Source organism: Verrucomicrobium sp. (genome assembly GCA_028283855.1).
GTDB lineage: Bacteria > Verrucomicrobiota > Verrucomicrobiia > Methylacidiphilales > GAS474 > GAS474.
Genome location: JAPWJX010000003.1, coordinates 1107169 through 1131666 on the forward strand (window position 1 = coordinate 1107169; position 24498 = coordinate 1131666).

Annotated in this window: 28 protein-coding genes and 1 tRNA gene; 12 read left to right on the forward strand and 17 right to left on the reverse strand. The window is 64.3% G+C overall.

Translation table 11 applies throughout. From position 1 onward, the window contains the following. Positions 1-47: 47 nt before the first annotated feature. The 8 genes from PW734_06610 to PW734_06645 form a co-directional block, all read right to left on the reverse strand. Entirely contained in the window at positions 48-1367 is a 1320-nt protein-coding gene (locus PW734_06610) for a glycosyltransferase N-terminal domain-containing protein (protein MDE1170862.1), read from the reverse strand. A gap of 77 nt (positions 1368-1444) precedes the next feature. Next, positions 1445-2014, reverse strand: a complete 570-nt coding sequence (locus PW734_06615; GenBank protein ID MDE1170863.1) for an FkbM family methyltransferase — start codon at positions 2012-2014, stop codon at positions 1445-1447. 2 nt (positions 2015-2016) lie between these two features. Beyond that, positions 2017-2670: a thiamine pyrophosphate-dependent enzyme gene (locus tag PW734_06620; protein MDE1170864.1), complete on the reverse strand. Its 654-nt coding sequence runs from the start codon at positions 2668-2670 to the stop codon at positions 2017-2019. Then, complete coding sequence (locus PW734_06625) at positions 2667-3764, reverse strand: radical SAM protein (protein MDE1170865.1); 1098 nt, start codon at positions 3762-3764, stop codon at positions 2667-2669. The genes PW734_06620 and PW734_06625 overlap by 4 nt, the downstream gene beginning before the upstream one ends. Positions 3765-3782: 18 nt before the next feature. After that, complete coding sequence (locus PW734_06630) at positions 3783-4307, reverse strand: hypothetical protein (protein ID MDE1170866.1); 525 nt, start codon at positions 4305-4307, stop codon at positions 3783-3785. Further along, on the reverse strand, positions 4304-5692 hold the full coding sequence (locus tag PW734_06635; protein MDE1170867.1) for a hypothetical protein: 1389 nt from the start codon (positions 5690-5692) through the stop codon (positions 4304-4306). Before PW734_06635 ends, PW734_06630 begins: the two co-directional genes overlap by 4 nt. Continuing rightward, positions 5689-7320 carry a hypothetical protein gene (locus tag PW734_06640; GenBank protein MDE1170868.1) on the reverse strand — a complete coding sequence of 544 codons (1632 nt, stop codon included), beginning with the start codon at positions 7318-7320 and terminating at the stop codon, positions 5689-5691. Before PW734_06640 ends, PW734_06635 begins: the two co-directional genes overlap by 4 nt. A gap of 43 nt (positions 7321-7363) precedes the next feature. Further along, the gene (locus PW734_06645; GenBank protein MDE1170869.1) at positions 7364-8311 is read right to left on the reverse strand and encodes a tyrosine recombinase XerC; all 948 of its coding nucleotides are present in this window, start codon (positions 8309-8311) and stop codon (positions 7364-7366) included. A gap of 82 nt (positions 8312-8393) precedes the next feature. On the opposite strand from PW734_06645, the gene PW734_06650 reads away from it, so the two are divergent. Beyond that, a tRNA-Arg gene (locus PW734_06650) sits at positions 8394-8467 on the forward strand. A 23-nt stretch (positions 8468-8490) separates the two neighbouring features. Then, positions 8491-9084: a hypothetical protein gene (locus tag PW734_06655; protein ID MDE1170870.1), complete on the forward strand. Its 594-nt coding sequence runs from the start codon at positions 8491-8493 to the stop codon at positions 9082-9084. A gap of 115 nt (positions 9085-9199) precedes the next feature. Here the strand turns inward: PW734_06655 and PW734_06660 are convergent, their stop codons facing one another. Further along, on the reverse strand, positions 9200-10282 hold the full coding sequence (locus PW734_06660; protein ID MDE1170871.1) for a hypothetical protein: 1083 nt from the start codon (positions 10280-10282) through the stop codon (positions 9200-9202). Positions 10283-10405: 123 nt separating this feature from the next. On the opposite strand from PW734_06660, the gene PW734_06665 reads away from it, so the two are divergent. Beyond that, positions 10406-10723: a hypothetical protein gene (locus PW734_06665; protein ID MDE1170872.1), complete on the forward strand. Its 318-nt coding sequence runs from the start codon at positions 10406-10408 to the stop codon at positions 10721-10723. Here the strand turns inward: PW734_06665 and gluQRS are convergent. Beyond that, complete coding sequence (gene gluQRS / locus PW734_06670) at positions 10639-11529, reverse strand: tRNA glutamyl-Q(34) synthetase GluQRS (GenBank protein ID MDE1170873.1); 891 nt, start codon at positions 11527-11529, stop codon at positions 10639-10641. The genes PW734_06665 and gluQRS overlap by 85 nt on opposite strands. 131 nt (positions 11530-11660) lie before the next feature. Here gluQRS and PW734_06675 point away from each other — a divergent pair, with 131 nt between their 5' ends. From PW734_06675 to PW734_06685, 3 genes are read left to right on the forward strand one after another with little or no spacing between them, the layout of a single operon-like run. Beyond that, positions 11661-12257: a pyridoxamine 5'-phosphate oxidase family protein gene (locus PW734_06675; GenBank protein MDE1170874.1), complete on the forward strand. Its 597-nt coding sequence runs from the start codon at positions 11661-11663 to the stop codon at positions 12255-12257. A gap of 2 nt (positions 12258-12259) precedes the next feature. Then, a complete protein-coding gene (locus PW734_06680) occupies positions 12260-12940 on the forward strand; it encodes a cytidylate kinase-like family protein (GenBank protein MDE1170875.1) in 681 nt (226 codons plus the stop codon). Between the two features lie 40 nt (positions 12941-12980). Then, positions 12981-13865 (forward strand): helix-turn-helix domain-containing protein, encoded by an 885-nt coding sequence (locus PW734_06685; protein ID MDE1170876.1) that lies wholly within the window; start codon positions 12981-12983, stop codon positions 13863-13865. On the opposite strand, the gene atpC is transcribed toward PW734_06685, so the two are convergent. From atpC to PW734_06705, 4 genes are all read right to left on the reverse strand, one after another. Beyond that, the gene (gene atpC, locus PW734_06690; protein MDE1170877.1) at positions 13855-14169 is read right to left on the reverse strand and encodes an ATP synthase F1 subunit epsilon; all 315 of its coding nucleotides are present in this window, start codon (positions 14167-14169) and stop codon (positions 13855-13857) included. The two genes, PW734_06685 and atpC, sit on opposite strands and share 11 nt — an antisense overlap. Continuing rightward, the gene (locus tag PW734_06695; protein MDE1170878.1) at positions 14166-14351 is read right to left on the reverse strand and encodes a hypothetical protein; all 186 of its coding nucleotides are present in this window, start codon (positions 14349-14351) and stop codon (positions 14166-14168) included. Before PW734_06695 ends, atpC begins: the two co-directional genes overlap by 4 nt. 2 nt (positions 14352-14353) lie before the next feature. After that, a complete protein-coding gene (locus tag PW734_06700; GenBank protein MDE1170879.1) occupies positions 14354-15352 on the reverse strand; it encodes a 2-hydroxyacid dehydrogenase in 999 nt (332 codons plus the stop codon). Between the two features lie 116 nt (positions 15353-15468). Next, positions 15469-16086 (reverse strand): TetR/AcrR family transcriptional regulator, encoded by a 618-nt coding sequence (locus tag PW734_06705; GenBank protein MDE1170880.1) that lies wholly within the window; start codon positions 16084-16086, stop codon positions 15469-15471. 92 nt (positions 16087-16178) lie between these two features. On the opposite strand from PW734_06705, the gene PW734_06710 reads away from it, so the two are divergent. Genes PW734_06710 through PW734_06720 form a run of 3 tightly spaced genes read left to right on the forward strand, consistent with a single transcriptional unit; the run spans position 16179 to position 21215 of the window. Next, on the forward strand, positions 16179-17291 hold the full coding sequence (locus tag PW734_06710) for an efflux RND transporter periplasmic adaptor subunit (GenBank protein ID MDE1170881.1): 1113 nt from the start codon (positions 16179-16181) through the stop codon (positions 17289-17291). Continuing rightward, entirely contained in the window at positions 17288-20434 is a 3147-nt protein-coding gene (locus tag PW734_06715; protein ID MDE1170882.1) for an efflux RND transporter permease subunit, read from the forward strand. The genes PW734_06710 and PW734_06715 overlap by 4 nt, the downstream gene beginning before the upstream one ends. A gap of 1 nt (position 20435) precedes the next feature. Then, positions 20436-21215: an SDR family NAD(P)-dependent oxidoreductase gene (locus PW734_06720; GenBank protein ID MDE1170883.1), complete on the forward strand. Its 780-nt coding sequence runs from the start codon at positions 20436-20438 to the stop codon at positions 21213-21215. A gap of 173 nt (positions 21216-21388) precedes the next feature. Here the strand turns inward: PW734_06720 and PW734_06725 are convergent, their stop codons facing one another. From PW734_06725 to PW734_06735, 3 genes are all read right to left on the reverse strand, one after another. Next, the gene (locus PW734_06725; protein MDE1170884.1) at positions 21389-21706 is read right to left on the reverse strand and encodes a hypothetical protein; all 318 of its coding nucleotides are present in this window, start codon (positions 21704-21706) and stop codon (positions 21389-21391) included. Continuing rightward, on the reverse strand, positions 21696-21947 hold the full coding sequence (locus PW734_06730) for a BrnT family toxin (GenBank protein MDE1170885.1): 252 nt from the start codon (positions 21945-21947) through the stop codon (positions 21696-21698). The genes PW734_06725 and PW734_06730 overlap by 11 nt, the downstream gene beginning before the upstream one ends. Positions 21948-22761: 814 nt before the next feature. Continuing rightward, positions 22762-23322: a S24 family peptidase gene (locus tag PW734_06735; GenBank protein ID MDE1170886.1), complete on the reverse strand. Its 561-nt coding sequence runs from the start codon at positions 23320-23322 to the stop codon at positions 22762-22764. A gap of 254 nt (positions 23323-23576) precedes the next feature. Between PW734_06735 and PW734_06740 the strand changes: the two genes are divergently transcribed. Genes PW734_06740 through PW734_06750 form a run of 3 tightly spaced genes read left to right on the forward strand, consistent with a single transcriptional unit; the run spans position 23577 to position 24476 of the window. Next, positions 23577-23801: an excisionase family DNA-binding protein gene (locus PW734_06740; GenBank protein ID MDE1170887.1), complete on the forward strand. Its 225-nt coding sequence runs from the start codon at positions 23577-23579 to the stop codon at positions 23799-23801. Next, the gene (locus tag PW734_06745) at positions 23798-24148 is read left to right on the forward strand and encodes a hypothetical protein (protein MDE1170888.1); all 351 of its coding nucleotides are present in this window, start codon (positions 23798-23800) and stop codon (positions 24146-24148) included. The genes PW734_06740 and PW734_06745 overlap by 4 nt, the downstream gene beginning before the upstream one ends. Positions 24149-24170: 22 nt before the next feature. Then, on the forward strand, positions 24171-24476 hold the full coding sequence (locus PW734_06750; GenBank protein ID MDE1170889.1) for a hypothetical protein: 306 nt from the start codon (positions 24171-24173) through the stop codon (positions 24474-24476). The last annotated feature ends 22 nt before the right edge of the window (positions 24477-24498 follow it).

Genomic DNA, 24498 nt, shown 5'->3' on the forward strand with positions numbered 1-24498 from the left:
GCCAGGATGGCGCGGAGGCCGGGCGGCGCAAGCCTTAAGCCTTGGGCCTACGCCCGGCTATGGGCCAGGCATCCCGCGATGATCCGTGCGGAGGTGCGGCCCGCCCCCAGGTTGCTGGAAAAGATCTCCTGCGCCTGGCGTCCCAGCTCCTGCCGCCGCGCGGCGGAGGAGAGCAGCTCGCGCAGGCGCTGGGCCAGCTCGAATTCGTCGAGGACCTGGACGATGCCGTCCCGGGTGAGGAATTCGACGGTCAGATGGGCGAAGTTCTGCATGTTGGGCCCCACCAGGACGGGGACGCCGACGCGGGCCGCCTCGATGAAGTTCTGCCCGCCCTTGGAGCGGAGGCTCTTGCCGATGAAGACGATGTCGGCCTTCCGGTAGGCGGCGCGCAGCTCCCCCGTCGAGTCGAGGATGAGGACGTCCGGGGAATTGACAGGCATGGTTTCCTCCGCCACGGCGCTGCGGCGGGCCCAGTTCAGGCCCAGGCTCTGGCAGATGTCCGCCACCTGCCCGCCCCGCTCGGCGTGGCGGGGGGCCAGGACCAGGCGCAGGTGGGGGAACTCCGGCTTTAGCTCGCGGTAGATGCGGGCCAGGATCTCTTCCTCTCCGTTGTGGGTGCTGCCGCCCAGGAAGATGAGGTTCTCAGGCCCCCAGCCCAGGCGGCTCCACCAGGCGTCGACGGAGGTGCCGTCGCCTTCCGGCAGGTCGGCCACCTCATATTTGAGGCTGCCCACGGGGAAGATCGCCTCCGGGGCGAATCCGGCGGCGACGAGCCGCTCGATGTCCGAGGGGTGCTGGGCGAAGACGAGATTCACCAGCCTCAGGACGGGACGGCAGAACCAGCGCAGCTTCCGGTAGCGGGCTTCCGTGCGGGGGGAGAGGCGGGTGTTGAGGATGCAGATGGGGATATTCCGGCGGCGGGCCTGCCAGATGTAGTTGGGCCAGATTTCCGCCTCGACCAGGACGAGGACCTTCGGCCGGATGACGTGGAAGGCGTGGCGGACGCCCCAGTAAAAGTCGGTCGGGTTGTAGATGACGGTGGTGCGCTCGTCCTCCAGCTTTTTGGCCAGGCGCTGGCCGGTCTGGGTGGTGGTGGAGATGACGACGCGCAGGCCGGGGTTCTCCTCCCGCATCTGGCGCAGGAGGACGGAGGCCAGCATGACCTCCCCCACGCTGACGGCGTGGATCCAAAGGTCGACGCCTGGGGCCAGCTTCCGCCGCAGCTTCTTGCCGAAAAGGCCCAGCCGGGTGCCGAAGTCCCGCCAAAGGTGGCCCCGCTTCCGCAGCCGGTAGGTGAAATAGGGCCAGGAGAGGAGGAATCCCACCACGAAGAGGACGTTGTAGCCGATCTGCCAAAGGACGTTCATGGGGAAACGCCGACTCTAGGTAGGCAGAGGACCGTGGGCGAGAGAGAAGTGCGCGCGGGGAGGAGGAGCGGCCCGTTCTAGAATGCCCACCGCTCCAACCGTTTGCCGATCGAAAGATACATCAGGTGAAGCTCCCGGATATTGCGGATGGGGGCGATCGACTGGATGGTGTGCCACTCGACGAGAATCTGGTCAACGCGGGCTAGCGCCTCGGTGTTGCCGATCAAGGTGGAGAGGAGGTCGAACTCGGAGCCCTCGCAATCGAGCTTGAGCCAGATTTTGTCATCCGGGGCGGTATGTTGCAGGATAAATTGACCCGCCTCATACGCGGCGGAGTGGAGAAGGTAGCCTGTGTCGAGATTGACCGTCTCATGATCGCTGGCGAGATAGGACTCGAAGGAATCCCCCCGTTCGTCGTCCTTCTGGAAAAAGGTCTGGGGGCCGCTCCGGCCCCGGAGCCCGAAGGGGCAGATATGGATCCGGTAGCGGGAGGTAAGAGCGCGCGCTTTCTCGATGAGAGCGGGCACATGGCGGGGAGACGGCTCGAAGCACCAGATATCCCAGCCGTCGAATTGCGGGTGGTTAAGAAGAAAGTCGTCGAAGGTCTGGCCTACGTTGGCCCCGACATCGAAGAAGTGGTTGGCCATGCTTACTTCGCGCTGATCTCAACCGGCTCCAGGAGCCTTTTGACGATATCTTCCTTGAAGACGATCTGGTGCTTGCAGCCCGATCCGGCGTGCGGCCAGGTGGAGATGTAGTGGTAGCGGCGGACGCAGGAGGGCCAGGCGATCTGGGCTTTGCCGCGGCGCTTGGATTTTTCGGTGTCGACGCTGCGGTCGTTGTCTTCCACGACGAAGGTGCAGGGCAGCTCGTTCCCCTCCACGAAGAGGACCGACTCGTAGAAGTGGCCTTCCTCCTCGGCGCCGTCGCCCAGGAAGCACCAGACGCGGTTGGAGGAGCCCTCCTCCTTCAGCTGCCAGGCCACCCCGGCGGCGATGCCGCAGGTGCCGCCCAGGACGGAGGAGGAGAGGAAGTGGCGCTTCTTGTCGAAGACGAACATGGAGCGGCCGTTGCGGATGAGGGTTTCGAGCCGCTCCGGCGGGCCGCCGGCCAGCAGGTAGTGGTAGTGGGCGCGGTGGGAGGAGAAGATCCAGTCGCCCTCCTTCACCTCGCTGAAGATGGAGATGAGCTCCTTTTCGTTGCCGCCGCAGAGATGGACCAGGAAGGGCAGCTCGCCCGTTTCCCACAGCTGCTGGATGTGGGCCTCGAAGGCGATCAGTTCTTCGGCCGTCATGTGGTTCATACGAAGTTGTCGGCGTGCATGGAGGCCAGGTTGTGGAAGATCAGGTTCTTGTTGTCGTTGGCGCACTCGTGGCGGCAGACTTTCTGCGGATTGAGGGTCTCAAAGACGTGCTTGGCCTCGTCGCTGAACCAGAGCTCCTTGAAACGCTTGTCGCGGATGTGGCCGATGGCGCCGGTCTTGTCGTAGGCCTTGTTGTGGCAGGCGTAGACGACCTGGTCCGCCCCCACCACCGGGACGGTCTGCATGAAGAGGCACTTGGTGTACTTGCGGTGGATGCTCTTGGTGGAGGAATTCAGCTCGTAGGTGGAATTGATGCTGAAGCGCTCGTCCACCAGGCTCTGGGCTTCCCGGAGCTGCTCCTCCACGCGGGCCTTGATGGGGGTGTGGTATTCGACGAAGTTGGGGATCCACATGGGGGAGAAGCGGACGTTTTCCACGCCGGACTCCTTCAGCAGGGTGGCGAAGGGGACCAGCCCCTCGTAATTGGCCTTGTGGACGATGTAGTTGATGCCCAGGTCGCAGCTCTCCCCTTTGAGGGCGGAGAAGGTTTTGAGGTTCTCCATCGTGTCGGTGAAGGCCTTTTCCCCGACGCGGCGGGAGAGGATCATCTGCTCGGCGTTGGTGTAGTCCATGCTGACGCGGACCCATTTGGCCTTGGCCAGGACGGCGGCGCGGTCGCCGCGCAGGAGCTGCCCGTTGGTGATGATGGAGAGGTCGATCCCGTATTCGACCACCCGCTCCATGATGGTGACGATGTCCTTGTGCAGCAGGGGTTCCCCGCCGCCGGAGAAGGTGACGGCGCGCACGCCCATTTCCTTGAGGTCGTCGATGAGCTCCAGGGCCTTGGCCGTGGGCATGGTGTCGGACTCGTTCATGTCCGTGTGCATGTCCGAGACGATGTGGTTGATCTCGTCCGTCTCGGAGGAGGTTTTCCGCCAGCTCTGGGCGTAGCAGCAGAAGTGGCAGTCCTGGTTGCACCGGTTGATGGGCTTGATGCGGACGTAGATGGGCGCGGTGATGACGCCGTCGTGGAAGCTTTGGATCTTCTCCGGGAACTGAACGATCTTCAGGTCGCTGTATTTGTTTTGTCTCATCGGAGAAGGAGGAGAGGCCTAAATGAGGTCCTTATATTCGATTAGCATGCTGGAGTGCTTATTTAGGCCGGAAAATGCGGTCTGATACCGGCCGCTCACCTCTTCGGCGGAGCGCAGGGCGTGCACGGGGAAGGCGACCATGCTGCGGAAGGCCTCGGAAAAGTCCTGCACGTGGGTCTCTCCGGTGAAGAGGGGCTTGCTCCGGTTGCCGGTGACCACGCGCAGGATGATGTTGGGGGAGAATTCCCCCTGGGAGATGGCGTGGATCTTGTCCAGATGGTTTACGATGGCGTCGGCGGCGTTGAGGATGAAGTCGAAGCGCTCGATGAAGACGACCGGTTTGCGCCCCTTCAGGGCCATGCCGATGGCGGCGCCGACCATGAGGTTTTCCGCCACGGGGGTTTCGATGAGCTGGCTGTCCGGGACGTTCTTGAGGGTGCCGGCGGCCTTCCCCCCGTATTTGACGCCGTAGCCGATGAAGCAGGTGGCCGGATCGCGCGCCATCTCTTCCATGGAGTGGGTAAGGGCTTCCCGATAGGTCATAACAGTCCTTTCTCCTGCAGGAGAAGCCTGGCGGCGGATATCGTGGCGGCCTGCACCGTGTTTTTGGATAAGCCGATCTGTTCTCGATCGATCAGGATTACTCTAAACGCAATCGAGTCGATATTCCACACATTAAACGTGCCCCAGCTGGAGCCGGTGCTGATCATGACGATGTGTTTGCAGAGGGTGGAGAGCCGCCCGATGCCGGAGACGGAAAGGCCGTGGTCCTGGGTGCAGACGACGCCGGGGACCGGGGTGGGCTGCGTGACGACGACTTTATACCGCGCCGCCAGCTCCGCGATGAGGGCGTCCATCCCGGAGGCGTCGGAAAGCTGGCCGCTCAAGGGGGTCGAATTGACGACGAGGAAGTCGAAGGGCGCGTCGAGCGGCGTCGGTTTTTGCAGGGCGGGATAGTCGAAGAGGAGGTCTTCCGGCTTTTCGATGGGGCTTTCCAGCCCCATGCGGCCCGCCAGATGGCGGAAGAAGTCGATGAAGAAGGCGGCGTATTGGTCCCGGAGGGGGTGGGTTTCCCAGTGGCGTTCCGTGTTCTTCCATCCGTCCACGGCGCCCGCCTCGACGCGGCGCATCGGTTCCAGCGAGAGGTTCGGCAGATCCTCCGCCATTTCCTGGAGCTGGGGCAGGTAATGGGCCTGGGCCTGGTGGACGAAGCGGCGTTCCGGGTGGCGCTGCGCCAGTTTCCGCAGGAAGTGGACGTGGGCCATGTTGTCCCCCAGGGCCTGGACGCAATAGGTGCAGTGTTCCGGGCCCTGCTGCGGCGGCGCGGCTTTCCGGGCGGGGGCGGTGAGTTTTTGCAGCAGCAGGAGGTGGCTGGCGTGCCAGCCGGGAATCTGCGCCACCAGGTCCCCCGGCTGGTAGGCGGTTTCCGGAGGGGCGGGGGATGTGGGATCGTAAAGGGAGGCGAATTGGCGCCGGGGCCTGACCTCCAGCCGGATCAGCTCCGCGGTCAAAAGGATGACCAGGGCTTCCTCCTCCGAGCCCAGGAGGGAACGGAGCTTGGCCGCCCGCTCCAGGAACAGGCGGGTTTCCGGCGTGTTGCGTAGGAGGAAGGAATCGAGGCCGAAGCCGCCGCCGTCGCCGCCGACGACCATGTCCCCGCTGAAGGGGCCGAGGGAGCGGATGTCGACGTCCGGCGTGGCGATGAAGCAGCCTGGGCCGAGATGCCAGAGCCAGTCCCCCTCCGGCATCGCCGCCAGGGCCTCCTGCCAGACGCGCAGGCGGTCCCAGGTCTGGGCCATGTTTTCCGGATGAACGTAGAAGGCGGCTTGGTGTCCCCATTTCCGCGCATAGGCTTCCTTCCCAGGCCAGGTAAGGGAGTGGAAGATCCAGAGGGCCCGGGGGCAGGAGGAGAAAAGGTGGATGTTCACGGGCGGGGAGAAAGGAGGATTTCGGCGAAGCGGCGGCCATTGTGCTCCGCGCGGAAGGCCGGGCCGACTTGCCGGGCCCAGCGGCGGCCCCCCTCCTCATGGTCGCGGCAGAGGGTGCGCAGCGCCTCCACGGCCTCGCCAAGGGTGCCGCAAACCCACGGGCAGCCGGAGGGCAGGAGATTGGCCACCGCGCAGCCGCGGGCGATGAGGACCGCCTTTTCCGAGCAGGTGCCCTCGAAGAAGATCATCGAGCTGCGCTCTTTGTATTGATTCGGGTTGTAGAGGCAGAGGAGCACGTCGGCCTCGTCGACCATGCGGGCGTATTCGTTGGCGTCGAGGGTTCCCTCCACCAGGACGGCCAGTCCCTGGCGGCCCAGCTCCCGCAGCTGCCGGGCGGCTTCCACCATGATGGGGTGGAAATTCAGCTGGTAGAGCTGGATGTGGAATTCCAGGAGGCCCGCCTCCACCAAGTCGCGGCAGGCCGCCACGAGGGAGGGGAGAAGGAGGAAGCCCTTTTCGTCCCGGGCATTGCCCAGGAAGCTCACGCGCAGGCGGCCGTCCCGGATGGGGGAAATCTTGAAGTCCGCGGCGGAAGGCTCGATGGGAACGGGCAGAAGGGCGAAGGGGGTGCGCGTGAGCTGCTCGTGGCTGCGGCAGAACTCGGCGGTGTCCGCGTAGAAGCGCAGCCGCTCCTGTGGGATGGAGAGGCGCAGGGCTTTGATCGCTCCCAGGCGGCCCAGACTTTCCACCGTCAAGGGATCCCAAAGAAGGAAGTGCCAGGTGACGGGGAAGCGGGCGGCCAGCTCCCGGACCTTCGTCGCCATGCCGACGAAGAGCTTGTCCTGCAGCGGGGGGAGGAAAACGTGGTCTCCCGGGCCTGCCTGGGCGGCTTGCAGCGCCAGTTCCAGGTGGGCTTGGCAAAGCTCGATCGCCTGGGGATGGCCCGGGTGGCCGGGAAGGGAGGTCGTGTTGCACCAGGCGTCGACCCAAAAGAGGGGCAGGATCAGGTCCGCCTCGGCGAGGGGGACGGAGAGCATGCGGTTCGTCACCGCGGTGACGGACGCGCCGGCGGCCCGCAGCCCGCTGAAGACGTTCCGGGCGTATTTCCAATAGTGGCCCTTCTCGTCGTACAAGGTGGGATCGCAGTAGATGAGCTGGGGTTTTTCCCGGGCGGGCGGCGGGGACGGCAGGCGGGGGAAAAGTTCTGCGAGGCCGGCGGGGTTTTTCGGGCAGCGCAGCACGCCGGAGGGGGCCGTTTCCTCCCCGCCCGCGGGATAATAGAGAATGGCGGCGGGGCGGGGAGCGGCGGCCAGCGAGGCCTTCAGGGAAAAGGCGTCGGTGGCGACGACGATCTCCGGCCCGTACGCCTCCAGCCAGCGGGTGGCCTGCGCCGCCAGGTCCGCTTCCGGCTGGGGCTGATAATGGAGGAAAGCGCAGTCGGGAAAGTTTTCATCCGCGTCGTCCGGCGAGGAGGGAACGAAAAAAAACGGGAAGGCCCGCGTCTGATAGTGGCGCTTGAGGGCGCGCAGGACCTCGAACAGCCCGGAGGGAAGAAGAGACGCGCCGCGGCCGCTTAGGCAAGCTAGGCGCAGGTCGGGCCGGGGGGGATTGGCGGCGGAAGGGGCCAAGCAGGGGAAACGTAACGGCTGGGTGGAGAGGCGTCAGTAAAAATTACGCCCGGGGATGAGCTTTCCGGTAGACCTTCTTCAGCCGTTCCGTGGAGACGCCGGTGTAGATCTGCGTGGTGGTGACCTGCGCGTGGCCCAGCAGCTCCTGCACGCTGCGCAGGTCGGCCCCGGCGTCCAGGAGATGCGTGGCGAAGCTGTGGCGCAGCTTGTGGGGAGTCAGCTTCGGGTCGAGGCTCGCGCGCAGGAGGTAGTCCTTGAGCGCCAGCTGGACGAAGCGCGGGGTGAGCGCGGCGCCCGTCCCGGAGACGAAGAGGCGCGGCCCCGCGTGCGGGCAGAGTTCCAGGTAGTTGTCGATGGCCGCGGCGGCTGCGTCGCCGATCGGGCAGAGGCGCTCCTTCCTCCCCTTGCCCAGCACGCGGACGATGCCGCGCGCCCGGTCGTAATCGGCGCGTTCCAGCCCGGTCAATTCGCCGATGCGCAGCCCGCCGCCGTAGAGCGTCTCCAGCCAGGCCCGGTCCCGCCGGTAGTGCCACTCCCGCCAGGGGCGGCCGGCGCTCTTCTCCTTGCCGCGCGCCTCCCACTTTTGCCGGGGTGCGTCCAGAAGGGCGGCCACCTGCTCCCCGCTCAGGAAGGTGGGCAGGCGGCGGGGCAGCCGGGGCAGCTTGAGGGCGGCGGCCTTCACCGGGCTTTCGGTCAGGCCGCCGCGGCGGGTGCGGACGGCCCAGTTGTAAAAGGCCCGCAGGGCGGCGAAGCGCAGGCGGATGCTGGAGGGCTTGTGCTTGCCGTCGCGCGCCAGCCGGTAGAGATAGGCGCGGAAGTCGGCGGGCTGGGCCGCCCACCAGGAGGAAAGGGCCGCGCCGCGGGAGAACTCCGCCAGGGCCTGGCGGTAGTTCCGCTCCGTGTAGGGGGAATAGCTCTTTTGGGTCCGCAGGAAGTCGAGAAAGGCTTCCACCTCGGGATCGGCCGCCGGTTTATCGACGGGGAAGGGCATCTGCGGGAAAGAATGGCCGTTTCGGCGGCCTCTTTCAAGGCTCGACCGTCCGTCCGTTTTTGCGAGAGTGGCGGGGTTCTGCGGTCCCGTAGCTCAGATGGATAGAGCGGGGCTTTCCTAAAGCCTAGGCCGGCGGTTCGACTCCGCCCGGGACCACGTTTTTCGTAGGAAAAAGGGTTGTGAATAAAACCAATTTATCATTAATGCTCTCGATGGCGGCAACGGCTATTTCAATCTTTTCATTTTTTGGATCGGCCTGGAGATCCTGGAGAGAAAGGCCGCGGTTGCGGTTTACATTTTGCAGAGTAATTCAGCGGGTAAATGGGGAAAAAGAATTCAACCAAGTAGAAGTTAAAGTAAGTAATATTGGATTTCGACCGATCACCTTAACCGCATTTAAAGCAATCGCGAAAAATGGATTGTATCATATGGGTGATACGGATCCGACTGCTGCTGCTTATGGGGTGGCTAAGGATGTTTTTCCAGTATGCCTTAATGCTGGGAATACTATTAAGTTTTATCCCTTAACCGTTGAAGGTTTAATAAAAAACCAAACGGATCCTGGTAATCCGTCCCATCACTTTGGCCGATGGATATATTTTGTTCTGGTTGATGGTTTTGGAGGATATCACCACATATATGTTCAGGATATCCTTAAGTGCTTGATGGTGCCTCAAGTGAGGAGTCCTAGAACGAAATGGCGGAAGGCGGTGGATTTTATTTCAAGGCAGTTTTTGTTTAGGGCGGTGAAAAAACGAGAGCCCAAATTTTAAGTCACTATTGAGAAAGCAGTTTGAGCGAAATGATCCGAAGCGAAACGCATATGGATACCAGTGTTTCGCTTTGAGCAAAGTCGCCTGATGCGGTTGGATATCCTGCGCTAATTTTCTAGCGCTTGCCCCAAAGCATGATGAGGAGGTCGAGGGCGAAGAAGATGACGATGATGACTTCCAGCCAGAGCATCCGCTTCTCGTTCACCTCCGCGTGGACGACGCTGTAGAGCTTGTCCAGCTGGGCCAGGCGCTGCTCCACGCTGGTGCGCCACTGTTCCAGGTAGAAGCGCTCCCGCGCGCCCAGGTAGATGCGGGCCAGGTGCCAGTCGCCGAAGAATTTGGTGATGTGGGTGATCTGGTCGGTCAGCTTCGCCACGTCGACGCGGAAGCTGCGCAGGTGCCGCAGGGTCTTGTTGGCGGTGCCGAAGATGGCCCAGCCCCGCTTCTCCAGGTCCTCGTAGGCGCGGTCCAGGTATTTGTCCAGGCGCTGGTCCATGATGCGGAACTCTTCCAGCTGGAGGTTGGCCAGCTCCAGGGCGTAGAGGACGTCGTCGATGTAGCCGGAGAGGTCGACGACCAGCGCGGCGTCCCAGTCGATGACGGCCAGGTCGCTCTTCTCGAAGGAGCGCTGGACGCGGAGGACCTCGTTGATCTGCGCCTCGCTCAGCTTGTCGGTGGCGGTCTCCGTGAGGAGACCGGCCACCTCGCTCCGCTGGCCGGTCAGCCATTCGTTGGCGTCCTTGCCGCCGTCCAGGTCGTTGATGCAGAAAACGGTGTAGGCTTCCGGCGGCAGGGCGAATCCCGTGGGGCCGACGACCGAGTCCCGCAGGCTGTCGCAGACCTTCTTGCAAAATTCGACGGCCAGCCCGTCCAGGGTGCCGCCGTTTTCCATGCGCGGGTTGTGGAAACGCATCAGGTCGCCCAGGGTGTCCGCCTCGAAGGCGACGCGCATCATGACCGTGACCACGCCGACGTCGTAAATGCGGATAAGGAGGCGTACCGGCGCGCCATAGAGATGGGTCGTGACGAGGTGGGGCTCGATCGCCAGCGGCTTGTAGAGGGGCATGTCCTTCGGCAGGGTCCGGTCCATCCGGATTTCGAAGGGGAAGGGCTTTTCCGAAAGGATCTCCTGCACGCGCGGCGTCAGGATCTCGTTGGCGACGTCGAACGCGTACAGGTAGATGACTTCGCCTCGCATGACCTCTTCAGCTTAAAAAAAGGGGCATCCCCTGTCGAGGCGGGGCGGCAAAAGAGTCGGAAGGCGTTCTCCCCCAAGAGTCGATTGCAGAACGGCGCTAAAGCTGCGACAGTGCCGGAAGCTATGCGAGTCGGTTCCAAAGTCATCTGCGTCGACGACAGCGACACCCTGGGTCTGCGCCAGTTTTACCTTCATTGGCCGGTGAAGGGGCATGTCTACGTCGTCCGCAACGTGGTGATGGGGATGTCCCCGCGCACGACGATCGACCAGGCCCGCGAGGGCCAGATCGAGGTGACGATCTACCTCATGGGCTTTCACAATCCCCTTTCCAACAAGCCGCCCCACCCGGAGCGCGGCTACAATGCCGAGCGCTTCCGCGAATTGGAGCCGCCCAAGGAAGAGGCGATCGAGAAGGAAGAGTTCGCCGAGCTGGAGATATAGAGTCCCGCGGCCGCTTCCCGCAGGACCTCTTCCGCCGTTTTTCCCGCCTCCCGCAGCGCGCGCAGTTCCAGCGCGCCGCCGCGCTTGGAAAGGCGCCTCCCCTCGGCGTCCCGCACCAGCGGGCAGTGGTAGAAGGCGGGCGGCGCGCCGCCCAGGGCGCGGTAGAGGAGGAGCTGGCGGCAGGTGGAGGTCAGCAGGTCCTCGCCCCGCACCACTTCCGTGATGTCCATGGCCAGATCGTCGACGACGACGGCCAGCTCGTACGCGGGCACGTCGTCCCGGTTCCACACCAGGAAGTCGCCGAAGTCGGCGCCCGCCGTCCGCCGCACCTCGCCCCGGGCGCCGTCCGGGAAGGAAAGGGTTTCCCCGTCCGGCACGCGGAAGCGCCAGTTGACGCCGCGCGGTTCCGCCCAGGAGAGGGCCTCCTCCGGCGCGGCGCGCCAGGCGGGCGGGTAGATCGGCTCCTCCTCGTGCGGGGCCAGGGCGGCCTCCGCCACGTCCCGGCGGGAGCGGGCGCACGGGTAGATCCAGCCTCCGTCCCGCAGGCGGCGCCAGGCGTCCAGGAAAAGGGGGCGGCGCGCGCTTTGGTGGACGGGACCCTCGTCCCAGTCCAGGCCCAGCCACCGGAGGTCCTCGATCATCCCTTTGGAAAACTCGGGCCGGCACCGCTGCGGGTCCAGGTCCTCGATGCGCAGGACCACCTGTCCCCGCCGCTCCCGGGCCCGCCGCCAGGCGGCGTGGAAGGTGGCGGCGTGGCCCAGGTGCAGGCGGCCGGTGGGGGTGGGGGCGATGCGGCCTCGATACATCTTCGGAAGGCAAGCTGCCGCAACGGCCCTCCGGGGAAAAGGCGCAAAAGACGTCATGTTTTTGCCAATCGAGGGGAAGCCGAAAGCCCGCGAATGGGCGATGTTAGGGCCAGGAGAACGAGCCAAAAACCATGAACAAAAAATCGAGCGGTTTCTTCAATCCGGTCCCTTACAAGATCGAGGAAAGCGAGGACCTCTTCCGCGTCCTGCGGACGCTGGTCAGCGGCGCCCACCCGGGCATCCTGGCCACCGTCGACGAAAAGGGGTTTCCCCGCATGCGCTGGATGGCCAGCCTCTCCTGCGAGGATTTCCCCTACCTCTACACCCTGACCTCCCCCGCCAGCCGGAAGGTGACGCAGCTCCGCGCCAATCCCCAGGTCAGCTGGATGTTCTTCAACCAGGACCTGAGCATGGTGGTGAACCTGATCGGCCGGGCCGACGTGCTGGAGGACGAAAAATCGATCCGCGAGATGTGGAACCGCGTGCGGGACAAGAAGCACGCCTACTTCCTGCGCAGCGGCGGGGAGGACCGGGGCAGCGCCGTGGTGCGGACCCGCGTGGAGCGGGTCGAGTGCGTCACGCCGGAGAATTACATGCACTTTGAGGTGAACAAGGACGTCCTCCTTTCCCCGGCGCGAAGGAAGAAGCGGGCCTCCGACGCCGCGGCGACTTCTTCCGAGGCGCTTTTCCATCTGCGCGATTCCGGACCCACCCTTCACCCCGAATAGCCGTGTTCGACACCCTGGCCCCCCTGAGAACCTATCTGGAGTCGCACCTGCGGCTGCGCTCCCATCCGGGGGAGACGCGCCGCCCGGTGGTCACCATTTCCCGCCAGCGTGGCGCGGAGGGCGCCGTAATCGCCCGGCGCGTGGCCTCCCTTCTGACGGAACGCAGCGGCGGCCGCCAGTCCTGGCTGGTGATGGACGAGGCCCTGGCCGAGCGCGTGGTGCAGGACCACGCCCTGCCAAAGCGGATCGAGCAATTCCTGGCCGAGGAGCACGTCTCGACCATCGCTGACGTCATCGAGGAACTGGCCAATCTCCACCCCTCCCGCTGGACCCTCGTCGAGAAGATGGCGGAGACGATCCTCCACATGGCGGAGCTGGGGCACGTCATCTTCGTCGGCCGGGCGGCGAATATCGTTACCGCCAGCTGTCCGGATGCTTTCCATGTGCGGATTATTGGCTCTCTTGAAAAAAGGGTGGCCCGGCTGGTGGAAGAGGAGGGGATGACGGAAAAGGAGGCCCGCGCGCAGATCGCCAAGAAAGACCGGGACCGTGACCGCTTTGCCTGGCACTACTTCCACGTCCGGGCCCAGGACCCCCTCCAATACGACCTGTTGATCAACACCGACCGCGTCTCTATCGAGGCGGCGGCGGGGCTCATCGCCCAGTTGGCTGAAAAGAAGTAGGCTTTTCTCCCCGGCCGCTCCTGATAGCGTGGGAGCTGCCATGCTGCAGCGGGAGGCCATTTTGGAGCAGCTCTCCAAGTCGCAAATCTACCGCGACTACGAGGAGGCGTTCAGCCGTTCCACCGAGCTGCCCCTCAGCCTTCGCCCCCACGAGATCTGGCGTCATGCCTTGGAGGGGAAGAAGCACGAAAACCCTTTCTGCGCCCTTCTGGCCAAAACCAACGCCAGCTGTGCCGCCTGCCTTCAGGTGCAGCAGAAGATCGTGGAAGGGAAGGGGGAGGGGGCCACCACCGTCACCTGCTTCGCCGGATTGTGCGATACGGCCGTCCCCCTGCGGGTGGGGACGGAGGTCGTCGGCTTTCTGCAGACCGGCCAGGTGGCGCTCAAGAAGCCGACCCGGGCCGGTTTCTCCCGCGTCGCCCGCCAGCTGGTGGAATGGGGCATGGAGGTCGACCTGACCCGGCTGGAAGACGCCTACTTCCACTCCAAAGTGCTGGGGAAGGAGCAATACGCCGCCATGGTCCGGCTCCTGGAGATCTTTGCCCAGCACCTCTCCCTCTTCGCCAACCAGCTCCTGACCGCGCAGAGCCATGCGGAGCCCCCCTTGGTCACCCGTGCCAAGCAATACATCGAGGAGCGGGTGGGGGAGGAAATCTCCCTCCAGGACATGGCGGCGGCGCTCCACGTCAGCACCTTCCATTTTTGCAAGATGTTCCGGAAGGCGACGGGGATGACCTTCACCGAATATCTCTCCCGCACGCGCGTGGAAAAGGCCCGCAACCTTTTGCTGAACCCGAACCTGCGGGTGAGCGAGATCGCCTTCGCCTGCGGTTTCGGCTCCCTGGGCCATTTCAACCGCACCTTCAAGCAGATCGCCGGGCTTTCCCCCAGCGCCTATCGCCGAAAGGCCTCGGCTAAAGGTTGAGCCGCGCGGCGTCGGCCGCCGGCAGCTCCTCGCAGGCGGGCGTGGCGTCGGGGTCCTTCCGGTCGGAAATGAACAGGGAGACGCCCTTTTCGGAGACGGTGGCAAAGCCGGGGGAAACCTTCAGCCGCCGCCGCTTTCCCTGGGCGATCCATTCCACCACCCCTTCCGCCGTGCGGGCCAGCAGGGGCGTATGCCCGTAAAGGACGCCGAACTCCCCTTCCTCCCCCGGCAAAGTCACCATCTCCACCTCCCCGTCGAAGACCAGGGCCTGCGGGGTGACGATTTCCAGGCGCAGCGGGGTCATGAATCGGAGGGGCGCGGCGCGCCGAAGAAGTAAAGAGCCAGCCCGCCCAGGGAAAAGACGCCCGCCAGGAGCCAAAACGGCACCAGCCAGAGCGCCGCGCAGAGGAGGGGCGGCAGGCATCCCAGGCAGAGCATCCAGCCCCAGAACCCCCATTCGCCCGGTTGAAGAAGACGGTGCAGCATGGTCAGGCGGCGGCCAGCACGTGGCGGAGGGGCTCCTTCTTTTCGAAGGCGGTGACGTTCCCCAGCGTCGTCTGGGCGATCTCGCGCAGGGCCTCCTGGGTCAGGAAGGCCTGGTGGGCGGTGACCATCACGTTCGGGCAGGAGAGGAGGCGGGCCAGCACGTCGTCCTGGAGCACCTGGCCTGAAAGATCGCGGAAGAAGAGCTCCTCCTCCCCCTCGTAGACGTCCAGCGCCGCGCCGCCCAGGTGGCCGCTCTTGATCGCCTCCAGAAGCGCCACCGCGTCGATCAGGCCGCCGCGGCTGGCGTTGATGAGGAGGGCGCCGCGCTTCATCTTCCCCAGCGTCTGGGCGTTGATGAGATGGGCGGTTTCCTTGAAGAGCGGGACGTGCAGGGAAACGATGTCCGCTTCCCGCAGCACGCGGTCCAGGGAGGTGTATTCCAGGGCGATTTCCTCCCGCACCGCCTCGTTCACCACCACGTCATAGCCCAGCAGGCGGCAGCCAAAGCCCTTGGCGATGCGGGCGAAGGCCGCGCCGATCCGCCCCAGGCCGACGACGCCGACGGTCTTCCCGTGCAGGTCGAAGCCGACGAGCCCGTCCAGGGAGAAGTTCCCGTCCCGCGTCCGGTTGTAGGCGCGGGGCAGCTTCCGGTTGAGCGCCAGGAGCAGCGCCATGGCGTGCTCCGCCACGGCGTAGGGGGAGTATTCCGGCACCCGCACCACGCGGATGCCCAGGCGGGCGGCGGCCTTCAGGTCGACGTTGTTGAATCCCGCGCAGCGCAGGGCGACGAGCTTCGTCCCCCCTTCGTGCAGGACGGCCAGTGTCGCTTCGTCCAGCTGGTCGTGGACGAAGACGCAGACGGCGGGGTAGCCCGCGGCCAAGGCGGCCGTCTCCGGGGAGAGGCAGGGCTTGAAGAACTTCAGCTCGTGGCCCAGCCCTTCGTTGGCCTGTTCCAGGGATTCTTGGTCGTATTGGTGGGTGTCGAAAATCGCCAGCTTCATGGCTTTATCCTGGGGCTGGCGGGGCAGGGAGACTCGCCCTTCCTTGGCCAAAGCGTGATGGATTTTGCAGGGGCGATTGTATGGCCTGGCGCGGGGGATAGGCAAGGCCGCCGCCGTTAGCCTTTCCGGGCGTTTCTCTTGCCGCGGGGAGGGGCGGCGGGAGCCGCTTCCCGGCCCAGCTTGAGCGCGGCCTGGGCGCCCGTTTTAAGAATGTGGTTGGAGGTTTCGGTCTCCCCGGCGAGCCGGGCCAGCTGGAGCGTGCCCAGCATGGTGGCCAGGACGGAGAGGGCCGCTTCCCGCCGGGCGGCGCCAGTCTTTCCCTTCGGAAGGCGGGCCTCCACGAAAGACACCATTTTCCCCAGCCCTTCGGCAAAGGTCTCCCGGATGGCTCCGGGAAGGCGGGCGATTTCGGGGGCCAGGGCGGCGGCGGGGCACCCTTCCTGCGGGTGGTCCCGGTGCGCCGCGGTCAGATAATGGAAAATGAGCCCCTCCAGCGTGTCCTCCCCGGCGGTCAGGGAGAAGAGGGGGCTGTGCTCCATGGAATCGCGCAGGGCGGCGGTGACGAGATCGTCCTTTGAGCGGAAGTGGGCGGAGAAAGCCCCCTTCGTCAGGCCGGCGTTGCGCATGACTTCGTCGATGCCGGTCGCCGCGATGCCGTTGCACCGGAAAGTGCGGGAGGCGGCGGCGACGATTTTCTTGCGGGACTCGGCCTTGTGGTCTTTGGCGTAGCGCATGGTGGGTGTGGGATTGAAAGTTTTTATTGCAGTACGACCGTATTATATTAAAATACGATCGTATTTTAAACAACAATCGCACCCTCACCGATATGAAAATTTTCTTCCCCCTCTTCTTTCTGGCCGCGCTCCTGGCCGTGTCGGCCGGATGTTCCAGGCCGCCGGAGGCCGATCCGCGCGTGGGGGCGCCCCTGGTCAGGCTGGCGGAGGTGGCAGCGTCCGGGGAGGGGGGGCGGCGCGCCTTTACCGGGACGGTGAAGGCGCGGGTGGAAAGCGATCTGGGCTTCCGCGTGCCGGGGAAGGTGGTGGAGCGCCTGGTGGACGCCGGGGTGGCGGTCAAGGCGGGCCAGCCGCTCATGCGGCTGGACAGGGCCGATTACGCCCATTCGATCGCCGATGAGGAAGGGACGGTCGCCGCCGCGGCGGCGCGGAACGTCAACGCCCAGGCGGATCTCAAGCGCTGCGCGGAGCTGCTGCCGGCCGACGCGGTTTCCAGGAAGGAATACGATGCGGCCGGCGCGGAGGCGGACAGCGCCAAGTCCCTGCTGGAGGCCGCCCTGGCCCGCCTGCAGATCGCCCGGGACAATGACAGTTACACGGAGCTGCGGGCCGATTCCGACGGGGTGGTGATGGAAACGCTGGCGGAACCCGGCCAGGTGGTGACGGCGGGGCAGGTCGTGGTGAAGCTGGCCCATGCCGGACCGCGGGAGGCGGCGGTGAACCTGCCGGAAACCGTCCGCCCCGTCCTGGGAGAGAAGGCGCGGGCCTCCCTCTACGGAAATGCGTCCCTGCTTTGCGGCGCCTTTCTCCGCCAGCTTTCCGATTCGGCCGACCCTTTGACCCGCACATATGAGGCCCGCTACGTGCTGGAAGGGGAGGCCGCGCTGGCCCCGCTGGGGGCCACGGTCACGGTCTATATCGCGGAGGATGGAAAGCCCGGGGCCGTCCAGGTGCCCCTGGCGGCGCTTTACGACGCGGGGGAAGGCCCCGGCGTCTGGGTGTGGAATCCGAAGACGTCCCAAGTCTCCTTCCAGCGGGTGCAGGTCGCCGCGCTGGGGAGCGAGGAAGCCCTGCTGGCCCAGGGGCCGCCGATCGGCGCCCGCATCGTGGCCTTGGGGGCCAATCTCCTGCATGAAGGGGACACGGTCCGCGTCGCGGAAGGGGGCAAGGTCCAGGTGGCCATGAACGAGGGGGCCCGGCGATGAAAGGCTTCAACCTTTCCGCATGGATGGTGAAGCAAGGGGCGGTCGCCTCCTTCCTGATCCTCGTCATCATCCTGGCGGGCATCGTGGCCTACACGAAGCTGGGGCGGGCGGAAGATCCCAGCTTCACCATCAAAGTGCTGACCGTGACGGCGGTCTGGCCGGGCGCGACGGCGCAGGAGATCCAGGACCAGGTGGCCGAACCCCTGGAAAAGCGGATCCAGGAACTGCAGTGGTATGACCGCGTGGAGACTTTCACCCGGCCCGGCCTGGCCGTGATGCTGGTCACCCTGAAGGACGGGATGCCCCCGGCGGACGTGGCGGAGCAGTTTTACCAGCTGCGCAAAAAGCTGGGAGACGAGGCGCACAAGCTTCCCCCCGGCGCCCTGGGCCCGTTCATCAATGACGAGTATTCGGACGTCTCCTTCGCCCTCTACAGCCTGGAGGCGCCCGGCATGCCCCTGCGCGCCCTGGTCCGCCAGGCGGAGGGGCTGCGGCAGGACTTGCTGGGCGTCCCGGGGGTGAAGAAAGTCGACATCCTGGGCGAGCGCAAGGAGCAGATCTTCGTCGAGTTCTCCTACTCCCGGCTGACGACGCTGGGCATCCGTCCCGAGCAGGTGTTCGAATCGCTGGCCCATCAGAACGCGCTGACGCCCGCCGGGTCGATCGACACCGCCGGCCCCCAGGTCTACGTCCGGATCGACGGGGCCTATGACGATCTGCAAAAAATCCGGGACACTCCCATCGCGGCCAACGGGCGCTCCTTCAAGCTTTCCGACATCGCCGCGGTCCGCCGGGGCTATGAGGACCCGCCGACGTTCCTGATCCGCCACAACGGGCAGCTGGCGCTGGTCCTCAGCGTGGTGATGCGGGAGGGATGGAACGGCCTGCTATTGGGCAAGGCCCTGGAGGCGGAGGCGGCCAAAATCGCCGCCTCCCTGCCCCTAGGGATGGCTTTTTCCAAGATCACCGACCAGGCGGTGAACATCCGGGAGGCGGTGGACGAGTTCATGCTCAAATTCTGCGTCGCCCTGGCCGTGGTCATGATCGTCGGCCTGGTCAGCCTGGGCTGGCGCGTGGGCCTCGTCGTGGCCGCCGCCGTTCCCCTGACCCTGGCGGTGGTCCTGGTCATCATGCTGGCCACGGGACGGGTCTTCGACCGCATCACCCTGGGCGCCCTCATCATTTCCCTGGGCCTCCTGGTGGACGACGCCATCATCGCCATCGAGATCATGGTGGTGAAGCTGGAGGAGGGCTTCGCCCGGGCGGAGGCCGCCGCCTACGCCTGGAGCCACACCGCCGCGCCCATGCTGGCGGGGACCCTGGTGACGATCATCGGGTTTACCCCCATCGGCTTCGCCCGCTCCACGGCGGGGGAATACGCCGGGAACATCTTTTGGATCGTGGGCTTCGCCCTCCTCGCCTCCTGGGTCGTCGCGGTGGCCTTCACGCCGTACCTGGGGGTAAAGATGCTGCCGGAGATCCCCAAGACCGAAGGAGGCCACCAGGCCATCTACAACACGCCGAATTTCCGGCGCTTTCGCCGCCTGGTGACATGGAGCATCCGCCACAAATACGCCGTTGTCGGCGCGGTGGCGGCGATTTTCCTGCTCATGGGCGGCGGCATGGCGGCGGTGAAAAAGCAGTTCTTCCCGAATTCCGACCGCCCGGAAGTCCTCGTCGAGGTGCAGATGCCGGAGGGCACCAGCTTTGAGGCGACCGACGCGGCGGCGGCGAAGGTGGAGGCCTGGCTCGGCGGCCAGCCGGAGGCCAAGATCGTCACCTCCTACATTGGCGCGGGCGCGCCCCGGTTTTTCTTTTCCTACAATCCGGAGCTGCCGGACCCGTCCTTTGCCAAAATCATCGTCCTGACGGCCGACGACAAGGAGCGCGACGCCCTCAAGGAACGGCTGCGGCAGCGCGTGGCCGCCGGGCTGGCGCCGGAGGCGCGGGTCCGCGTGGCGCAGCTTGTCTTCGGCCCGTATGACCATTTCCCCGTCGATTTCCGGGTCATGGGCCCCGACGCCCGGAAAATCCGACAGATCGCCGAGCAGGTGGCGGCCGTGGAACGGGCCAATCCCCACACGCGGCAGGTGAACCTGGACTGGTCGGAACGGCAGCCGACGCTCCACTTCGTCTTTGACCAGGACCGCCTGCGGCTGATCGGCCTTTCGCCCAGCGAGGCGGCCCAGCAGCTGCAGTTCCTCCTCACCGGCGTGGCGGTGACGCAGGTGCGGGAGGACATCCGCTCCGTGGACGTGGTGGCGCGGAGCGCGGGCGGCGACCGCCTGGACCCCGCGCGCATCGGCGACCTGACGCTGGTTTCCTCCGCGGGCCGCCTGGTGTCCGCAAGCCAGATCGGCCGGGTCGAAACCCGGGCGGAAGACCCCATTCTCCGCCGCCGGGACCGGCTGCCGACGATCACCGTGCAGTGCGACATCGACGAAGCCCTCCAGCCGCCCCAAGTCTCCGCGGAGATCGAAAAGGCCATCCAGCCGATCGTGGCCCAGCTGCCTCCCGGCTACCGGATCGAGGTGGGGGGGAACACGGAAGACTCCGCCAAGGCCAACGCGGCCCTGGCCCCCATATTCCCCATCATGATCGCCCTGACGCTGACGGTGATCGTCTTCCAGGTCCGTTCCCTTTCCGCCATGGCCATGGTCTTCCTCACCGCCCCGCTGGGGTTGGTGGGCGTGGTGCCCGTGCTGCTGCTTTTCCATCAGCCCTTCGGCTTCAACGCCATTCTGGGCCTCATCGGCCTGGCCGGCATCATCATGCGCAACACGCTGATCCTCATCGGGCAGATCCATACGAACGAGGCCGACGGCCTCGACCCGTTCCATGCCGTCGTGGAGGCCACCGTCCAGCGGGCCCGCCCCGTGGCGCTGACGGCGCTGGCGGCCGTGCTGGCCTTCATCCCGCTGACCCAATCGGTCTTCTGGGGGTCGATGGCCTATTCCCTGATCGGCGGGACCGCCGCGGGGACGGCCTTGATCCTGGTCTTCCTGCCCGCGCTTTACGCCATCTGGTTCAAAATCCGGGAAGGCGCCGCCCATGACGGGTCCCTGCCGCAGGACGCCGCCGGCCACGCCCCGATCGAGAAGCTGCAGATTCCCCCCAAACCCACCCAACGAAAGGAAAAGTAAGATGAAAATGAAAGGCAACACGATCCTCATCACCGGCGGCACCAGCGGCATAGGCCTGGAATTGGCCCGCGCACTCAGCCGGGAGAACACCGTGCTGATCACGGGGCGCGATGCGGCCAGGCTGCGTTCCGCCACGGGGAAGCTCCCCGGGGTAAGGGGCATCCAGAGCGACGTGAGCGATCCGGCGGCGATCGCCGCGCTTTACCGGCAGGTCGCGCAGGAGTATCCGACGCTGAACGTCCTCATCAACAACGCCGGCCAGATGCGCGCCATCAACTTCCATCAGGGAGGGGAGGACCTGGCGGAGTTGACGCGTGAAATCGACACGAACTTGGCGGGCCCGATCCGCATGACGCGCCAATTCCTGCCCCTGCTAAAAAAGCAGCCGGAGGCGGCCATCATGAACGTTTCCTCGCTGCTGGCCTTCGTCCCCATGGCGATTGCCCCCGTCTATTGCGCCACCAAGGCGGCGGTCCATTCCTTCACCCTGTCCCTGCGCGTGCAACTTAAGGGGAGCCGGGTGCGGGTGTTTGAGTTGGCCCCGCCGCCGACGGATACGGCGATGCTGACGGACGCCTTCGGCGCGGAGGGGGCCAAGGATATTCCTAAGACGACCGTGCCGGCGCTGGTGAAGGCGGCTGTCGATGGCCTGCGGAACGACACGTTTGAGATCCGGCCGGGCATGAGCAACGCGCTCAACTTCCTGGGCCGCCTGGCTCCGGTCACGGCGCTGAAGAAACTGAACAAGCCGACGGAAGCGGTCTTTGCGGGCGCCGCCTGAGCCGGAAGAAAAGGGAAAACGCGCGGAGCCGGGGGGATTCGAACCCCCGATACGATTTTACTCGTATAACGGTTTAGCAAACCGTTTAAAACCCGAGTTAAAGCATTGCATATCAAGTAGCATAAGGAGCAAGTGCCACTTATGTGCAACTTATTATTTGGGTGATGCGCTTCCTACAGGCGTTCGGCCAGGTCGTCGATGAGGGAGCCTATGGAGAGCACTTTCTTCGTTTTCCCTACCCTGGCCCGAAGCTTCCGCAGGGTTGTAGGCTTTACCCGGCAGGAGAGCGGAACCCGTAGGAGATCGACCGGCTTTGGCTTCCTGCCCGCCCCAGGACGAGCGCCACCGCGCCGAATCTCGGCTACTTTGCGGCTGGCGGCTTCCAGGAGCGCGGCCTTGCTCTTGGCAGAAGCTGGCTTCCACTCTCCGCGCAGCACTTCTTCCTCAATGCGCCGCTCTTCGGCAGTCAGTTTAAATTTCTTATTTTTCATATTTTTTCCTCATTTTTCGGCTGGGATAGGCCGTCACGATTCTAGCAACTTTCCCGCGCCATTCGATCACCGCTGCCCACACATCGCCCTTGCATCGCACGATTAGGAAGCTCTGACCAGTGCGGGCGGGATTATCGATAAGGTCGATGAATCCACCTTCGTGCAAGGCTGTTGCGATGTCCTCAAAAGAGGCTCCGCGTTCGGCCTTGACCTTGGCGCTCTTGTCTTCGTCCCATTCCATCCGCATGAGTGGACTATTGCGCATTTATTTGAATTACGCAATGCAATTTTCAAATTATTTAAACCCCGCTGCAGCCCATGACAGCCATTTCCGCAACAGCAGCACCCCCACACAAACAAGAATTACCCAAAGGTAGGATCGGCTCCGCTTATCCCTGCTCGGAGGGCTCTTCAACTTTACGGTGATCTTCGATGATCGGGTGTCTTGTGTTTGGATATAAAGATTCGGATGGAGTCGGTATTTCGCGGTTTCCCAGGGTTCGGGAACGTGGAAGGAGCGTGGCTTGATGTGGATGAGATCGAGCGCCTCATAACATTCCTCTCTCCGCATATTACGCCAGTCGTAGCCGTGGTATTCTAGGCAGGCGCGTTGCTTGGGGGTGACGCCAGAATGAATGATGTCATCGATTATGCGAGAGGCGTCCCCCTTAGTTGCGCTCGCTGGCAGACATATGCCGCGGGACTTGAGGAGATATTCTCGCTGCTTATCGGTAGCTGGATCATTTCTCCAGGCGTTTGATGCTGGATTGGCTGGGGCGTATTGATGGACGGGATGCCCCGCTTGCTCGGCCCTGTAGTTATCTAGCCTACGTAAAGCGGCAATATTCGCCGTAGGCATTCTATAAATCACCACGCCATGACACGGCGTGAGGTCTTGCTTTATGGATGGGAGATTCTTTTTTAAGACTTTCCCGGGGGGCGGATCATCTGGAGATCCCTCCTGCGCCTCCCTCTCCCATTCGGCCAAGGTCTTCTTTGGCCGCCTTTGCCTTTTGGGCATTCTGACTTCCTGGCCCCGGCCTAGAATCTAATGGCTATGCCTTCGGAACGATGGCGTGGAAGACTCCCTGCGCTTCGAGCTTTTCGCGGGGGATGATGTCCCGAAAGCGCGGGTGAGGATTGATCGACCGGAGAAGGTGGATGCCCTTCTTCATGATGTATTTTTTCAGCGTGACTCCATCGCCGTCCACATGGCCGACGACGATGTCTCCCGGCTTTGGGTCTTTCCGAACCACGATGATGTAGCTCCCGTCCGGGATATCCGGCTCCATCGACTTTCCGTTTACACGAAGAACATACGCGTCCTTTCGCAGGTTAGGGGGGAGCATGTTTTCGGGGATTTGTATCCGCTTGCCGCCGGACTCCTCTTCATGGATCGGGCTTCCGGCGGGAACGGAACCGCGCTCGATTAAATAGAATCCCTGCTTTGGCTCTTCGATGTCTAAGGCTCCCTGACTCCTCAAGAAGGAGACGGTTCCCATTCTAAGCACGTCGCTGGGGTCCAGGCGGTGATACTGGGCGTATTTCTTAACCGCCTCCAGATCGGTTTCTGACAGGCGAACCGTGATTCTCTCGGTGAGCTTATCACTCTTCATTGTTTCACTTTGTCGGACAAAAAGCGCGGTTTGTCAATTTTCCATATTGCGCGATTGTCCGACATTTGGCATTAGAGCGGCATGTCTTGTAAAACTCGATTCACGTTTCGAGTCCCGGAAAACATCGGCGAAGCCCTCCGTTCCTACTGCGAATCGGAAGACCTCTACCCCTCCCAGGTGATGCGGCGCGGACTGCGCCAGGTGATTCCCGATAAGTTTTTCGTCAAGGACTCCACCGGAAAGCGTCGCCGGAAATGACTACCCCCTCCATAGATCCGGTGTGGGTTGGCATCAAGTGGGTCGTAAAGCACACCGGACATAGCCGCTGGACGATCAACCGATGGGCCAAGGCTGGGAAGATTCCGGCCCACCGCCGCAAGGGCGCGCGCCATTGGCGCTTCGAATCATCGAAGGTTAAGGTCTGGTGGGCTGCTGCCTATAACGGCGCTCCCAACCCGGAAGAGAAAGGCTCGAAGTGAGCCTTGACCGCTGGAACCAGCACCGCCAGGGCCGCGTGGCACGCGCCCGCCTGGCCGCCATGGAGGGGCCGAAGGATGTCGAGGAATATCAGCTCGACGCGTCCGACGTGATCGTCCTGCGCCTTGCCCATAGGGGGCATTGCGGACAGCCGCTATCCCTCTCTGCGCTCGTCGAGAACGCGGAAGACCTGGGAGCCGTGAAGCTCGACTCAACGGTCGGCTGGCTCCTCCAAATCGATTTTCTCCGCGTGGCGGCTGATGGCGTGAGCCTCACCGAGCGCGGCAAGAAAGCCCTCCGCCTCTTCGAGGTGGAGGTGCGGGATCTGAACCATCAGCCCCGCGAATAAACCCCCACAAAAGGACCAACCAATGAGCAAGTTCAGCATCGTCATCGCCGGGGAATCCCTGGCCGAAAGCATCGTCGACGACGCCGCCGCGGCGGCGGAAGACATCGCGGGCTATCTCCACTCTCTCGGCCACAAGATCGAGTTGGCCATCGTCGAGCACGGCGAGAAGAAGACCATCATCCCCGTGCCGAAGGCTGAAGCTCCCGCACCGGAACCGGAGGCGGCTCCCGCCGAGACGGACGCTCCCGCGCCCTCGACCGACGCCTCCACCGAAACGCCCGCTCCGGCGGACGCCAGCAGCGAAGCCTCTACCCAGGCGGCCTCCTAACGCAACCCGAGGGCGGGTCCGA